General features: G+C 71.5%; 9 protein-coding genes. 7 read left to right on the top strand and 2 right to left on the bottom strand.

Annotated features, from left to right (window positions below):
• Window positions 1–85: 85 nt before the first annotated feature.
• On the top strand, window positions 86–556 hold the full coding sequence (locus ACFTZL_RS11325; RefSeq protein ID WP_382580439.1) for a DUF6099 family protein: 471 nt from the start codon (window positions 86–88) through the stop codon (window positions 554–556).
• Between the two features lie 131 nt (window positions 557–687).
• Here ACFTZL_RS11325 and ACFTZL_RS11320 read toward each other — a convergent pair whose 3' ends face one another.
• Window positions 688–861, bottom strand: coding sequence for a hypothetical protein (locus ACFTZL_RS11320; RefSeq protein ID WP_184589512.1), 174 nt, complete (start codon window positions 859–861; stop codon window positions 688–690).
• A 238-nt stretch (window positions 862–1,099) separates the two neighbouring features.
• On the opposite strand from ACFTZL_RS11320, the gene ACFTZL_RS11315 reads away from it, so the two are divergent.
• Window positions 1,100–2,023: an LLM class F420-dependent oxidoreductase gene (locus ACFTZL_RS11315; RefSeq protein ID WP_382580436.1), complete on the top strand. Its 924-nt coding sequence runs from the start codon at window positions 1,100–1,102 to the stop codon at window positions 2,021–2,023.
• A gap of 87 nt (window positions 2,024–2,110) precedes the next feature.
• On the opposite strand, the gene ACFTZL_RS11310 is transcribed toward ACFTZL_RS11315, so the two are convergent.
• Window positions 2,111–2,902: an SAM-dependent methyltransferase gene (locus tag ACFTZL_RS11310; protein WP_382580435.1), complete on the bottom strand. Its 792-nt coding sequence runs from the start codon at window positions 2,900–2,902 to the stop codon at window positions 2,111–2,113.
• Window positions 2,903–3,027: 125 nt separating this feature from the next.
• Here ACFTZL_RS11310 and ACFTZL_RS11305 point away from each other — a divergent pair, with 125 nt between their 5' ends.
• The 5 genes from ACFTZL_RS11305 (at window position 3,028) to fxsT (ending at window position 14,287) form a co-directional block, all read left to right on the top strand.
• Window positions 3,028–4,491: a 3' terminal RNA ribose 2'-O-methyltransferase Hen1 gene (locus tag ACFTZL_RS11305; protein WP_382580433.1), complete on the top strand. Its 1,464-nt coding sequence runs from the start codon at window positions 3,028–3,030 to the stop codon at window positions 4,489–4,491.
• Window positions 4,488–7,064, top strand: coding sequence for a polynucleotide kinase-phosphatase (locus ACFTZL_RS11300; RefSeq protein WP_382580431.1), 2,577 nt, complete (start codon window positions 4,488–4,490; stop codon window positions 7,062–7,064). Before ACFTZL_RS11305 ends, ACFTZL_RS11300 begins: the two co-directional genes overlap by 4 nt.
• Before the next feature lie 161 nt (window positions 7,065–7,225).
• Complete coding sequence (locus tag ACFTZL_RS11295) at window positions 7,226–8,677, top strand: hypothetical protein (RefSeq protein ID WP_382580429.1); 1,452 nt, start codon at window positions 7,226–7,228, stop codon at window positions 8,675–8,677.
• Window positions 8,678–8,693: 16 nt separating this feature from the next.
• The gene (locus tag ACFTZL_RS11290) at window positions 8,694–9,785 is read left to right on the top strand and encodes an AAA family ATPase (RefSeq protein ID WP_382580428.1); all 1,092 of its coding nucleotides are present in this window, start codon (window positions 8,694–8,696) and stop codon (window positions 9,783–9,785) included.
• Window positions 9,785–14,287, top strand: coding sequence for an FxSxx-COOH system tetratricopeptide repeat protein (gene fxsT, locus ACFTZL_RS11285; protein ID WP_382580426.1), 4,503 nt, complete (start codon window positions 9,785–9,787; stop codon window positions 14,285–14,287). Before ACFTZL_RS11290 ends, fxsT begins: the two co-directional genes overlap by 1 nt.
• The last annotated feature ends 37 nt before the right edge of the window (window positions 14,288–14,324 follow it).

The raw sequence follows: 14,324 nt of genomic DNA, 5'->3' as shown, positions 1-14,324 counted from the left end.
TCACACCCCTTCACTCTGGGTAGTGAACTAGGGAGTTCGGGCAGGCGTACGCGCGGGAGCGCGTCGTGACAGACGGGGGCAGCGCATGGACGCGGTGCGGCTCATCGTGACGAGCAGGCGGTCCCTGGCCGCGGGTGGCGACCAGCGGGAGGTCCTGGCCGAGGTGTGGCAGGCGCAGGCCCTCGCGCAGGCGATAGGCAGCCGCCTCGCGGTTGCCGGACCGCCCGAACTGCGCGGCGAGGCACTGGGATTGACGGAGCTGGCGGGCCGAGGCTGCGGCGTCCTCGACCCGCCCGAACTGGCCCCGGGTGAGCTGCGGGCGGGCCAGCTCACCGAGTTGGGCGACGCCCGCCACACCCTGATGTTCCTCGGCGGTCTCCTCGGCGAGGTCGGCATCGCCCTCGTCGGCCTCGCCTGCGCCGCGGACGACGAGGGCACGTACTGGCAGTGCATGGAGGCCATCGACGCGGCGGACGAGTCCCGCGACCGCGTCCTCGAAATGCTCCGCAGACTCGCGGACCGCGAACAGGTGGTCCCGGAGCGGGAAGCGGGCTAGACCAGGGACCGCTCCTGGCGTAGCGCGGGCCGGTGGGGCTTGTTCGCGCAGTTCCCCGCGCCCCTGGGGCAACGCCCTCAAGGAGAACTGCGCGCCCGGCCCTCCGGGGAACGCCGCCCCCGTCCCGTCCCTCAGCCGACAGGGCCCTCCTCGCCCGGCCCTCGGCCGGCATCCCCCGCTGCCTGAAGATCCGCGTCCAACGCCGACAGATCAGCGTTCAACGCCGCCATCAGCTCCTCCATCTGCTGCAACAGCCCTTTCGGCTGCCCGGTCCCGCCCTGCTGCGGCACGGTCTCTTCGGACATGACGGCCTCCTCGGCCCATGGCCCCCGGGGAGGCCGACGCGGGTGACGCCCCGGCGGTCGCCGACCGGTGCGGAAGCCGGGGGCTCCGGCTCCGCCCGAGCCAACGATCACCACCGGGGCCGGTCACTGGCCGGGTCACGCGGGACCAGCGGTATGGACGTAATTTCACCCGACCGGGGACCGCTGGGGACGGGGGACCGACCTCGTCGCCCCGCACCCCGGCGTGCAGGATGGAAGCATGGATCTCCGCATCTTCACCGAGCCCCAGCAGGGGGCCACCTATGACACGTTGCTCGCCGTCGCCAAGGCCACCGAGGACCTGGGCTTCGACGCCTTTTTCCGCTCCGACCACTACCTGCGCATGGGCGACGGCGACGGCCTGCCCGGCCCCACCGACGCCTGGCTGACCCTGGCCGGACTCGCCCGTGAGACCAAGCGGATCCGGCTCGGCACCCTGATGACCGCCGGCACCTTCCGACTGCCCGGCGTGCTGGCCATCCAGGTCGCGCAGGTCGACCAGATGTCCGGGGGCCGCGTCGAGCTCGGCCTCGGCGCCGGCTGGTTCGAGGAGGAGCACAAGGCCTACGGCATCCCGTTCCCCAAGGAGAAGTTCGCCCGCCTCGAGGAACAGCTGGAGATCGTCACCGGCCTCTGGGCGACGGACCTCGGCAAGACCTTCGACTTCCACGGCACCCACTACGACCTCACGGCCTCTCCCGCGCTGCCCAAGCCCGCGCAGAAGAAGATCCCCGTGCTCGTCGGCGGCCACGGCGCCACCCGCACCCCGCGGCTGGCCGCACAGTACGCCGACGAGTTCAACATGCCCTTCGCCTCCGTCGAGGACAGCGAGCGCCAGTTCGGCCGGGTGCGCGCCGCCGCCGAGGAGGCCGGCCGCGACGGCGACGATCTGACCTACTCCAACGCCCTCGTCGTCTGCGTCGGCCGGGACGAGGCGGAGGTCGCCCGCCGGGCCGCCGCGATCGGCCGCGAGGCCGACGAGCTGAAGCTCAACGGCCTGGCCGGCTCCCCGTCCGAGGTCGTCGACAAGATCGGCCGCTACGCCGAGATCGGCGCCCAGCGGATCTACCTCCAGATCCTCGACCTGGACGACCTCGACCACCTGGAGCTGATCTCCTCGCAGGTGCAGTCGCAGCTGTCGTAAGTCCGGCGTCGCGGCTGTCGTGAGTCCCGCACGGCACGTCGGCCGTCCGGCGGATCGGGCCGTGGAGCGCGATCCGCCGGGCCTCCGTCAGGGCTTGCGGGCGACCGCCACATAGAGGGGGATCTCCTCGCCTCCGCCATCACCTTCGCGGGGTTCGCCGAGTTCGGGGTGCCACCGCTCGGCCAGGGCCACACCGGGGTCCACCAGCTCAAGGCCGGTGAAGAACTCCGAGAACTCGCCGAGGCTGCGCACCTGTGCCGCCGTGCCGCCCTTGCGGTACACCTCGACGACCCGCTCCCAGGTCTCCGGGTCGAAGTCGCCGGTCGCGTGGGAAAGCGTCAAGTGGCTTCCGGGCGCCAGCGGTTCGAGGAGTTCCCGTACGAGCCGGAGGGGCTCGTCCTCGTCGCCCACCAGGTGCAGGAGTGCCACCAGGGAGAGGGCGATCGGCCGGCTGAAGTCGAGGGTCTCCCGGGCCGTTGCGATGATCTTTCCGGGGTCCCGCACATCGGCCTGGACATACGCGGTCCTCCCCTCCGGCGCGCTGTGCAGCAGGGCCTCGGCGTGCCGGAGGACGATCGGGTCGTTGTCCGCGTACACCACCCGGGCCTCCGGGACGATCCCCTGGACGATCTGGTGGAGGTTCGGCTCGGTCGGGATGCCGGTCCCGATGTCGAGGAACTGGCGGATGCCCCGCTCGGCCAGCAACCGGGAGGCGCGGTGCATGAAGGCGCGATTGGTCCGCGCCATCGCGCTCACGGCGGGGAAGTGCGAGGTCACCTGCTCGGCCGCCGCCACGTCGACCGGATAGTTGTCCTTCCCGCCCAGGAAGTAGTCGTACATCCGCGCCGAATGGGGCTTGCTGGTGTCGATGGTGCCCACAGTCGCATATCCTCCCTCGAACGCCCGGTCGACCGGAGGCTAGCGAAAATTCCCGGATGCTGCCGATGTTCCCTCTGTACGGTGAGTGGATCCGCAGTTCAGCCCCTACTTCGAGGCTCACCACCGTGTTTCTGACCATCACCACGACCGGCACCCCGGACCGCCCCGCCACCGATCTCGGCTACCTGCTGCACAAGCACCCCGAGAAGGCGCAGGCGTTCTCCACCTCCTACGGCACGGCCCACGTTCTCTACCCCGAGGCGGACGCCCAGCGCTGCACGGCGGCGCTGTTGCTGGAGGTGGACGCGGTGGCGCTGGTCAGGCGCGGCAAGGGCAAGGGCCGGGGCGGTGCCCCGGACGCGGCACTCGCGCAGTACGTCAACGACCGCCCGTACGCGGCCTCCTCCCTTCTCGCCGTGGCGCTGAGCGGCGTCTTCTCCAGCGCGATGAAGGGTGTCTGCAACGCCCGGCCCGAACTGCCCGCCGTACCCCGGCCGTTGCGTATCGAGGTGCCGGCGCTGCCCGCCCGCGGCGGCCCCGGGCTCGTACGGAAGCTCTTCGAGCCGCTGGGCTGGACGGTCACCGCCGAGCCCGTGCCGCTGGACACCGAGTTCCCGCAGTGGGGCGACTCCCGCTACGTCCGACTCGAACTGGAGTCCACGGACCGCACTCTCGCCGAGGCCCTGCGCCACCTCTACGTCCTGCTCCCGGTCCTGGACGACGCCAAGCACTACTGGGTCGCCCCCGACGAGGTCGACAAGCTGCTGCGCGCCGGTGAGGGCTGGCTGCCCGGCCACCCGGAGCAGAAGCTGATCACCAGCCGCTATCTCGCGCGCCGCTGGTCGCTGACCCGTGCCGCGACGGAGCGGCTGGAGCTGGTACGGCTGGCCGAGACGGACGACAGCGAGGTCGAGGAGATCGACAACGCGGTCGGGGCGGATACCGAGACCGAGGAGCGGCCGACCCCGCTGGCCGTGCAGCGCCGGGAGGCTGTCACCGCCGCGCTCAAGGCGTCCGGGGCCGCCCGTGTCCTGGATCTCGGCTGCGGACAGGGCCAGTTGGTGCAGACACTGCTCAAGGACCCGGTGTTCACCGAGATCGTGGGCGTGGACGTGTCGATGCGGGCGCTCACCATCGCCTCCCGGCGGCTCAAGCTGGACCGCATGGGGGAGCGGCAGGCCGCGCGCGTCAAGCTCTTCCAGGGCTCGCTCGCCTACACCGACCAGCGGATCAAGGGCTACGACGCCGCCGTGCTCAGTGAGGTCATCGAGCACCTCGACCTGCCCCGGCTGCCGGCCCTGGAGTACGCCGTGTTCGGATCGGCCCGCCCGCGCACGGTCCTCGTGACGACCCCGAACGTCGAGTACAACGTGCGCTGGGAGAGCCTCCCGGCCGGCCAGGTCCGGCACGGCGACCACCGCTTCGAGTGGACCCGCGCCGAGTTCCGGGCCTGGGCGGAGTCGGTGGCCGAACGCCACGGGTACGACGCCGAGTTCGTACCCGTCGGCCCCGACGACCCGGAGGTGGGGCCGCCCACCCAGATGGCCGTGTTCACCCTGACCGACCCGAAGGAGGCGAAGGCGGCATGACCGACGTACGCGAGGGACGGGTCCTGCCCGTCACCGACCTCTCCCTGGTGGTGCTCGTCGGCGCCTCCGGCTCCGGCAAGTCCACCTTCGCCCGCAGGCACTTCAAGCCCACGGAGATCATCTCGTCCGACTTCTGCCGCGGCCTCGTCTCGGACGACGAGAACGACCAGAGCGCCACCAAGGACGCCTTCGACGTCCTGCACTACATCGCGGGCAAGCGCCTCGCCGCCGGCCGCCGCACGGTCGTGGACGCCACCAGCGTGCAGCCCGACGCCCGCCGTCAGTTGATCGACCTGGCCAGGCAGTACGACGTCCTGCCGATAGCCATCGTGCTCGACGTGCCCGAGGAGGTGTGCGCCGAGCGCAACGCGGGCCGCACCGACCGCGCGGACATGCCCCGCCGGGTCATCCACCGCCACACCCGGGAACTCCGCCGCTCCCTCAGGCACCTGGAGCGCGAGGGCTTCCGCAAGGTGCACGTCCTGCGGGGCGTCGACGAGGTCGAGCACGCCACGATCGTCACCGAGAAGCGGTTCAACGACCTGACCCACCTCACCGGCCCCTTCGACATCGTCGGCGACATCCACGGCTGCGCCGCCGAACTGGAGGCGCTGCTCGGCAAGCTGGGCTACACCGACGGAGTCCACCCCGAGGGCCGTACCGCCGTCTTCGTCGGCGACCTCGTCGACCGCGGCCCCGACAGCCCGGGCGTGCTGCGCCGCGTCATGGCGATGGTGAAGTCCGGCAACGCCCTGTGCGTGCCCGGCAACCACGAGAACAAGTACGGCCGCCACCTGCGCGGCCGCAAGGTCCAGCACACCCACGGCCTCGCCGAGACCATCGAGCAGATGACGGGCGAGAGCGAGGAGTTCGTCGCCGAGGTACGGGAGTTCCTCGACGGCCTCGTCAGCCACTACGTCCTCGACGGCGGCCGGCTGGTCGTCTGCCACGCCGGGCTGCCCGAGAAGTACCACGGCCGCACCTCCGGCCGGGTCCGCAGCCACGCCCTGTACGGCGACACGACCGGGGAGACCGACGAGTTCGGGCTGCCGGTGCGCTACCCGTGGGCGGAGGACTACCGCGGCCTGGCCGCCGTCGTCTACGGCCACACCCCCGTGCCCGAGGCCACCTGGCTCAACAACACCATCTGCCTGGACACCGGCGCCGTCTTCGGCGGCAAGCTCACCGCGCTGCGCTGGCCGGAGCGCGAGCTGGTCGACGTACCGGCGGAGCGCGTCTGGTACGAGCCGGCGAAGCCGCTGCGCACCGAGGCCCCCGGCGGGCACGACGGCCGACCGCTGGACCTGGCGGACGTGCAGGGCCGGCGGGTCGTGGAGACCCGGCACCAGGGCCGGATCTCGATCCGTGAGGAGAACGCTGCGGCGGCCCTGGAGGTCATGAGCCGCTTCGCGGTGGACCCGCGGCTGCTGCCGTACCTCCCGCCGACGATGGCACCGACGGCGACCAGCAAGGTCGACGGCTACCTCGAACACCCGGTGGAGGCCTTCGCGCAGTACGCGGCGGACGGTGTCGAGCGGGTCGTGTGCGAGGAGAAGCACATGGGTTCGCGGGCGGTGGCCCTGGTGTGCCGGGACGCGGACGTGGCGCGCAAGCGCTTCGGCGTTGGGGGTACCTCCCGCTCGAGCGCGGCCGAGAGCGGGGGAGGCCCGACCGGGTCCCTCTACACCCGCACCGGCCGCCCGTTCCTCGACGACGACTCTCTCACCGCGGAGATCCTCGACCGGCTGCGCACGTCGATCGGCGAGGCCGGCCTCTGGGACGAACTGGCCACCGACTGGCTGCTGCTGGACGCCGAGCTGATGCCCTGGTCGCTGAAGGCGTCCGGGCTGCTGCGGTCGCAGTACGCCGCCGTGGGTGCCGCGTCCGGCGCGGTGCTCCCGGGAGCACGGGCCGCGCTGGAGGGCGCGGCCGCGCGGGGCGTGGACGTGACCGGCCTGCTGGCCCGCACCCGCGAACGGTCCGCCGACGCCGTCGCGTTCACCGAGGCGTACCGCCGCTACTGCTGGACCACGGACGGCCTCGACGGCGTCCGTCTGGCACCGTTCCAGATCCTCGCGGTCCAGGGCCGCAGCCTCGCCGCCCTGCCGCACGACGAGCAGCTCGCCCTGCTCGACCGGCTCGTCGAGCACGACGGCAGCGGCCTGCTCCGGACCACCCGGCGGCTGTACGTCGACACGGCCGACCCGGAGTCCGTCCAGGCCGGTGTCGACTGGTGGCTGGAGATGACCGGCCGCGGCGGCGAGGGCATGGTCGTCAAGCCGGCCGGCGCCCTCGTCCGCGACCCCCAGGGCCGCCTCGTCCAGCCCGGCATCAAGTGCCGCGGCCGCGAGTACCTGCGGATCATCTACGGCCCCGAGTACACCCGCCCGGAGAACCTGGACCGGCTGCGCTCGCGGTTCCTCAACCACAAGCGGTCCCTGGCGATCCGCGAGTACGCCCTGGGTCTCGAGGCCCTGGACCGGCTGGCCGACGGCGAGCCGCTGTGGCGGGTGCACGAGGCGGTCTTCGGCGTGCTGGCTCTGGAATCGGAGCCGGTCGACCCGAGGCTGTGATCCGTGGCTTCCCAACAGTCCCTGGTTAACCGTTGGTTGCCGTGCTAACTTCGCTGGTCGGTCTATGCAGGTGAACCGACTCAGGGGGAAAGTCGGTGCAGACAGGTGCGGCGCCCGGCGGGTCCGGCGGCGAATCCGGACATCCATCGGAATTCGAGCTGTTGTTACAGCTCACCGACGTCCTCTGCGAGCTGAGCTGTGTGGAGGACGCGCCGAGCCGGGTGCAGTTCGCCAGTCTGCTGGGAGGCCAGCTCCGTCGGCCGGTGGACTTACGCGGCGTCAGGCTCCGTGAGGATGTGGTGAGTCTGGTGACCGCCGCGCTGAGCGTGGCGGGCGGGGAACACGTACTTGTCGGGGTGGTCCGCATCCTCGAAGGCGCCCCGGCCGGAGACGAACTCGACCGGCTGATCGCTCCGGCCCCCGTCCTGGCCGGACCGCTGTCCAAGGAGGACGAGAAGAGCGCCCGTGTCGCGCTCTCCCGCGGCGACCTGCCCGCCGCACGCTTACGGGACGGCCTGGCCGAGGAACTCGTCGGGCTCGACCTGCCCGACGGACTCACCCCCGAGCAACTCTTCACGCACCTTCTCGAATGGAACGTGCAGGAGGACGGCCTGCCGCCCGCCGTCCTCCTCCTCGACCACGCGGCCCGTCTCGCCCGGACCGCCGATCATCGCCTCGCACTGACCGCGTGGGCCGACGACTGGGCCGGACGCGCGGGCCTGAGAGCGGAGTTGGCGGAGCGCCGGGAGAGGCGCGCCGCAGTGGTGTGGTCGCCCGACATCCCCCGCACCCTGGTCGTCGCCGTCGAACCGGCCCGGGACGGCAGCACGGACGTGGTCGTGCGGACCTGGACGAACGCGACCCCGGGCCGCTGGGACCCACGCCCCGGCGAGCCGGACACGATCCCCCTGGACGACCTCGGCCGAGCGGTCGACCACGCACTCCGGCGCGGCACCCGACTCTGGCTGGTGCCGCGCGAGCCGGACTCGAGCGGACTCCAGGAGCCGCCTGCGTACATAGAGTTCCTCCTTCCGTACGATCTGATGAACCACGATGTGGCGGGGTTGACGTTCGCCGTGGGGGACGGTGAGCCCACTCCGCTCGGTCTGCGGTACGGGGTGCATCTACGCAGCCTTGAACGCATGCGTACGGACAACGCCGTGGTCCGGCAGCAGTGGCAGCGGCGTTGGACCGCTCTGAAGCAGCATGGGATCACGGTGCATGCCTGGAGTGAGGCGGACGCCCGGCGGCTGCGCGCGTGGCAGATCGCGCTCGCCGGGGAATCAAGAAGTACGGCAGTGCTGTTGGACGCGCCGACGGGGGCGCCGACCCTGGCGGCACTCAAAGCGGCGATCGCGGAGGGGATCGGGCTGGCCGTCTGGGACCGCAGAGGTGTGTTCAAAGAGGAGAGGCGCGAGGTGGTGACCGCGGTCTTCGCGGCCGTGGCGATGCCCGTGCAGCTGCCCTCCGTAATTCACCGCATGCGTCTGAACGCCGAGAGCGGCGCGGAGGACGCGGTCCAGTATCTGGCCCGGAACGTCGGATTCCTGTGGGACGACCCCACGCGAGTCGTCGACTTCCAGACCACCGACCCCGGCGATCTCGCCAGCTGAGCTAGGAGGCTTCGGCATGAGTGCACAGGAACGGACGGCCGCGGACGACTGGCGTGTCTTCCACGCCACCGGACGCCCGCAGGACGCCCCACCCGTGCTGCCGGACCCGCCGCCCTGGCGGAGGTTCCGTGGCGGTCCGGTCGAGGCCCCACCCGCGGACGATGCCGAGGCCGCGCTGCGCCGCCTGGGGCCCGGCGGCCTCACACCCCAACTCGACGAGGAGCAGATAGAGACGGTCAACGCTGCCCTGCTGCTGCGCCGCCCTCTGCTGATCACCGGCCCCCCGGGCGTCGGCAAGTCGACGCTCGCCTACCTGATCTCGCGTGAGATGGGGCTCGGCCGGGTACTGGAATGGAACATCGTGAGCCGTACCAGCCTGCGCGACGGCCTGTACGTCCACGATGCCATGGGTCGTGCCCAAGCCATCGCCGCCTGGCAGGCGGGACTGCGCGACACGGCACGGACGGAGCCGGTGTTCGAAGACGGCGAACAGACCGTCAACCCGTCGACCGTGTCAAAAGATCGTCAACTTGCGCCGGTTATAGGCGAGTTCATTACACTGGGGCCGCTGGGCACTGCCTTGCTGCCCTACGAACGGCCCCGGGTGCTTCTCGTCGACGAACTCGACAAGAGCGACATCGACCTGCCGAACGACCTGTTGCACGTTCTGGAGAATGGAAGTTATGAGGTTCCGGAGCTGGTGCGCGACGCCGCCGACGCGGCGAGCGTGCACACCAGCGACCCGGGAGGCCGGGCCGTGGTGCGCGACGGACGGGTCGAGTGCCGGGAGTTCCCGGTCGTGGTGATCACCAGCAACGGGGAGCGGGAATTCCCCGCCGCCTTCCGCCGCCGCTGTCTGCCGATGGAGATGCACACCCCCACCCGGGAGCAGTTGCTGGCCATGGTGGAAGGGCATCTGGGGCTCAGGGCTCGGGGCACCGAAGACCTCGTCGACCTGTTCGTTCAGCGGGTCCAGGCGGGCGGAATCCACTCCCTCGACCAGTTGCTCAACGCTGTCCAGATGACTACTGCGGGTGGTTTTCAGGCTGACGGTGACGGGCGTAAGCTCGTCGAACTGCTGCTCCGCGACCTCGCGAAGGGCCGCTGATGACCCGGGAGCGCGCATCCGGACCGGGCGACGGGGATCCCGCATCGGGATCGTCGCCGCCTCCTTCGGTGTACCCCGAGCCGCTCGCGCACGCGAGCGAGCGCGGAGACCGGGTCCAGGCCGCTCCCGACCACATCCTGCCGCGCTGGCAGGAGTTCGCCGACGCGGTATGGCTCGCCGCGCACCGGAGCCGGTACGGCGGTCCCGGCAAGGTGGCTCAGGAGGCGCCGGGCCCGGCCGTGGAGGCCGTACACCCGCAGGACGCCGAGGCCGAACGACCGGCCGGGCCACCGGTGGCCGACGACACACTCCTCGATCTGCCCGCGGCCGACGACGAGGACCCTCCTCCCGAGCCACCGCCGGCGAGCCGCACCACCGCCTCATCGCTCCCTTCCTCCGGCCGAGCCGTCGCCCAGGCCGTCGGCCGTCTCGTACCTCACCCCGAAGGCCGCCTCACCCTGCACCTCGGGCCGCCGCTGCTGCCCCGGGCCGAACCCGACCCGTCCGGCCCCGGCCGCGTCACGGCCCTGCTCGCACGCGCCCTGCACCACCTGGCCCGCCGCATCCCGTCCCGCGACAGGCTGGAGCTGGACGAGGAGACGACCGCCGAACAGGGCCTGGTCGACGGGCTGTGGATGCCGTTCCTGCGGCCCGCCCGGGTCTCCGCCTTCGACCTGGTGCTGCTGCTCGACGACGCGCCCACGATGCGGATCTGGGAGGAGAGTGCCGCGCGCCTCGCCCGCGCCGCCGAGCACAGCGGTGCCTTCCGGAGCGTGCGCACGATCCGGGCGACAGTGCCGCGCACCGGCACAGCCACCCTGCGCTGGTCCACGGGGCGGGCCGTCGCCGCCCCCGCCGAACTGCTCGACGGCCGGGGCAGCCGGATCTTCCTCGTCGTCACCGACGGACTGGCCCACGGCTGGGCCGCCACCGCCGCCGACGAACTCCTCGGCCGCCTCGCCCACGCCGGCCCCACCGCCCTCGTCCACCTGCTGCCGCCGCATCTGCGCCACCGGTCCTCGCTCTACCCGTACCCGGCCGTCCTGGAGGCCGGAGGTTTCGGAGCCTCCAATGACAGCCTCGGGCACTGGGCACCGCCCGGCGGCCCCGATCCGATGCGACCTCTGCCCGACGCGGGCGACGGCTCCGTCGCCGTCCCGGTGCTCTCCCTGAAACCCGCCTCCCTCGCGGCCTGGTCCGATCTCGTCACCGGTGGGCGCGGCGTACGCCGTTCGCTGCCCGTCGTCCTGGCAGGCGCCCTGAGCAAGGGCGCGCCCGCTCCCGGTCTGCGCGCCCCGCGTCTGCCCCGCGCGGCCACGGCCGCCGTACGACGCTTCTTCAGCCTCGCCACCCCCTCAGCTCGCCGACTCGCCACAGAACTTGCCGCCGTTCCCTTCGACTTCGACCTGGTCGAGCAGTTACGGCGACGCGTCATGCCGGAGACTGGGCCCGATCACCTCGCCGAAATCCTCATGGGCGGTCTGATCGACTGGGAGGGCGGAGGGGAGGGGCGCCCCGAGTTCGCCGACGGCGTCCGCGAGGCGCTGCTCGCGACCACCACGCGCAGCCAGCTCGCCCGCACCGTCAGCGTGGTGGGCGAGCTGCCCGCTGCCGGGGAGCGTGGCGTCGCGCTGCGTGCCGCCCTGCACGACCCGCTGCGGACCAGGCTGCCCGACCCTGCCGAGGGCGGCTGGGCCCGCAGCGAACTGGCGGTGATGCGAGCCCTGTCGGGGCCCTACTCCGAGCGGGCCAGGCGCATCGAACCGAATCTGTCGAGGAACGGGCCCGCCCCAGCCGTGCCGGTGGAGAACAGCGCGTCCGCCCATCCACCCCCAAAGGTGAAAAACCCGGGCGAAACGACTCCATCCAGCCCAGCGGGCAGTGACCCCGATTCGGAAATTTCCGATTTGACTGGAGAATCCGCGCCGGCTCCGACGGCCGGCGCGCACCGACAAGAGACCCCGGAGGCAGAGCCGCTCATGCAGAGCACCACGACCGCAACGCCGGCCCTACTGGTGAACGTCCCCATGCGTAACACCTCGTTCGTCGGCCGCCAGGCGCTGCTGAGGGCCGTGGAGGAGCAGCTCGCCGCCCAGGACACCGCAGCCGTGCTGCCCAACGCCCTGCACGGCCTCGGCGGGGTGGGCAAGTCCCAGCTGGCGCTGGAGTACATCTACACCCACCAGCGCGACTACCGGATCATCTGCTGGATCCCCGCCGAACGCGAGAGTCTCATCCTGGCCGCGCTCTCCTCCCTCGCCTCCCAGCTGGGCGTCGCCCCGTCCGGCCAGGACAGCCTGGGCGCGGCGGCGGCCAACACCGCCGTGCCCGCCGTGCTGGAGGCGCTGCGCACGGGGACGCCGTACGACAACTGGCTGCTGGTCTTCGACAACGCCGAGGACATCGAGGCGGTGCGGGGCTACTTCCCGCACAACGGTCCGGGCAAGGTCGTCGTCACCTCCCGGAACCGGGGCTGGGAACGGGTGGCCACCTCGCTGCCGGTGAACGTCTTCGAACGCGACGAGTCCATCGAGCTGCTCCAGAAGCGCGCCCAGGACCTGCCCCGGGAGGACGCCGACCGGCTTGCCGAAGCACTCGGCGACCTGCCGCTCGCCGTGGAGCAGGCGGGCGCCTGGCTCGGCGTCACCGGCATGGAGGTCGACGAGTACCTCGGACTGCTCGCCCAGCGCAGTCCGGAGATCCTCGAGATCGAGCAGAGCCCCGACTATCCGGTCTCCGTCGCCGCCGCATGGGACATCTCCCTGGAGCGGATCAGGGAGAACAACCCGGGCGCCCGTCAGCTTCTCGACATCTGCGCCAGCATGGCCCCCGAACCGATCCCGCGGTCGATCCTGCGCAGCAGCCGAGGCCTCAACATCACGCCGCAGATCGACCCGATGCTGCGCGAGCCGATCAAACTGAACCGGGCCATCCGCGACCTCAGCCAGTTCTCCCTGATCAAGGTCGACCCGCGCGCGGGCACCCTACAGATGCACCGCCTGCTCCAGACCGTGCTCCTCGCCAAGCTGAGCGAGGAGGAACGGGAGAGGATGCGGGACGCCGCCCACCAGCTGCTGTCCGCCGCCAACCGGGGCTCCTACGGAGCCTCCCAGGGGTGGCGCGACTATCAGGCGCTGCTCCCGCACGTTCTCGCCTCCCAGGCGGTGACCAGTACCGACCCCTATGTGCGCGACCTGGTCTACGACACCATGTGGTTCCTCTACTACTGGGGCGACCACGAGAACGCCGCGGCCTTCGGGCGGCAGGCATGGAGCGCCTGGCTCGCCGCATCGGGTGAGGAGGACGTCTATGTCATCCGGATGACCAAGGGGTTCGCGTTCCTGCTGCGTCAGGTCGGCCAGATCGCCGAGTCGATCCCGCTCACCGAAAAGGCGCTGGAGGTCTCCCGCCGGGTGCAGGTCGAGCCCGAGGAACTCATCGACTCCCTGTGCGAGATGTCCGATGCCCGCCGGTACCAGGGGCGGTTCCAGGAGGCGCGGGACCTGGGCAAGGAGGCCACTGAACTGGCCCGTTCGCTGTTCGGCCCGGATGATCCCGCCACCCTGCGGAGCAGTCACAGCTGGGGCGTCGACCTGAGACTGTGCGGGGAGTTCAGGGAAGCGCTGCCGCTGGACCAGGAGACCGCCCGCCAGCGCGACATGCTGCTCGGAGACGCCAGCTTCTTCACGCTCAACACCCTGCACTGCGTCGGCATCGACACGCGTGAGGCGGGCCGGTACCCCGAGGCGCGCGAATGGCAGGAGGACGTCTACCGCCGGGCGCTCACCGCGCTCGGTGACAAGCACCCCCTGACCCTGCGCATCGCCCGTGACCTCGGAGTCTGCCGCCGCCGGGACGGAGACCTCGCCGAGGGTGCCAAGCTCGCCGAGGAGACCCTGCGCAACTTCAAGTCCCGCTACGGTGACGAGCACATGGACTCGCTGACCACGGCGACCAATGTGTGCGTCGACCGGCGCCTGGCCGGGGACCTGGAAGGCTCCCTCCGACTCGCCGAGTCCACCGTGAGCAGGCTGGTGCGGCGCCTCGGCGGGGACCATGCGCACACCCTGGTGACCAGGGCGAACCTGGCCGCCACCGAGCGGGCCCTGGGTTCCCTGGACACCGCGCAGGAGCTGGAGGACGACGTGGTGCGCCGGCTGAGCGACACCGCCGGAGCGCACCACATCATCACTCTCACCGTCAGCATCGGCCAGGCCAACACCGCCTACTCGAGGCTCGACTTCGAGCGGGCGCGCGCGATCGACGCCGCCAACCTGCCGTTGCTGACCGAGGTGGCGGGCGACGACCACCCGCTCACCCTGTCCTGCACCTCCAACCTCGCCCTCGATCTGCGGGGCCTCGGGCGCGGTGACGAGGCGGACGTCCTCCAGCGCAAGGCGGTGGACGGCTTCGCCGCGGTGCTGCGCACCGACCACCCCTGGCTTCAGGCCGCCCGCCAGCGTCGCCGCATCGAGTGCGACATCGCTCCCATGCCCATGTGACGCAAACGGCTGAGGCCCGCGGCCCGGGAACGCTCCC

The organism is Streptomyces sp. NPDC056948 (genome assembly GCF_042674225.1).
Lineage (GTDB): Bacteria > Actinomycetota > Actinomycetes > Streptomycetales > Streptomycetaceae > Streptomyces > Streptomyces purpurascens.
Note: the sequence above shows the minus strand (reverse complement) of the source record. Positions and strands in the feature narration are given on the sequence as shown.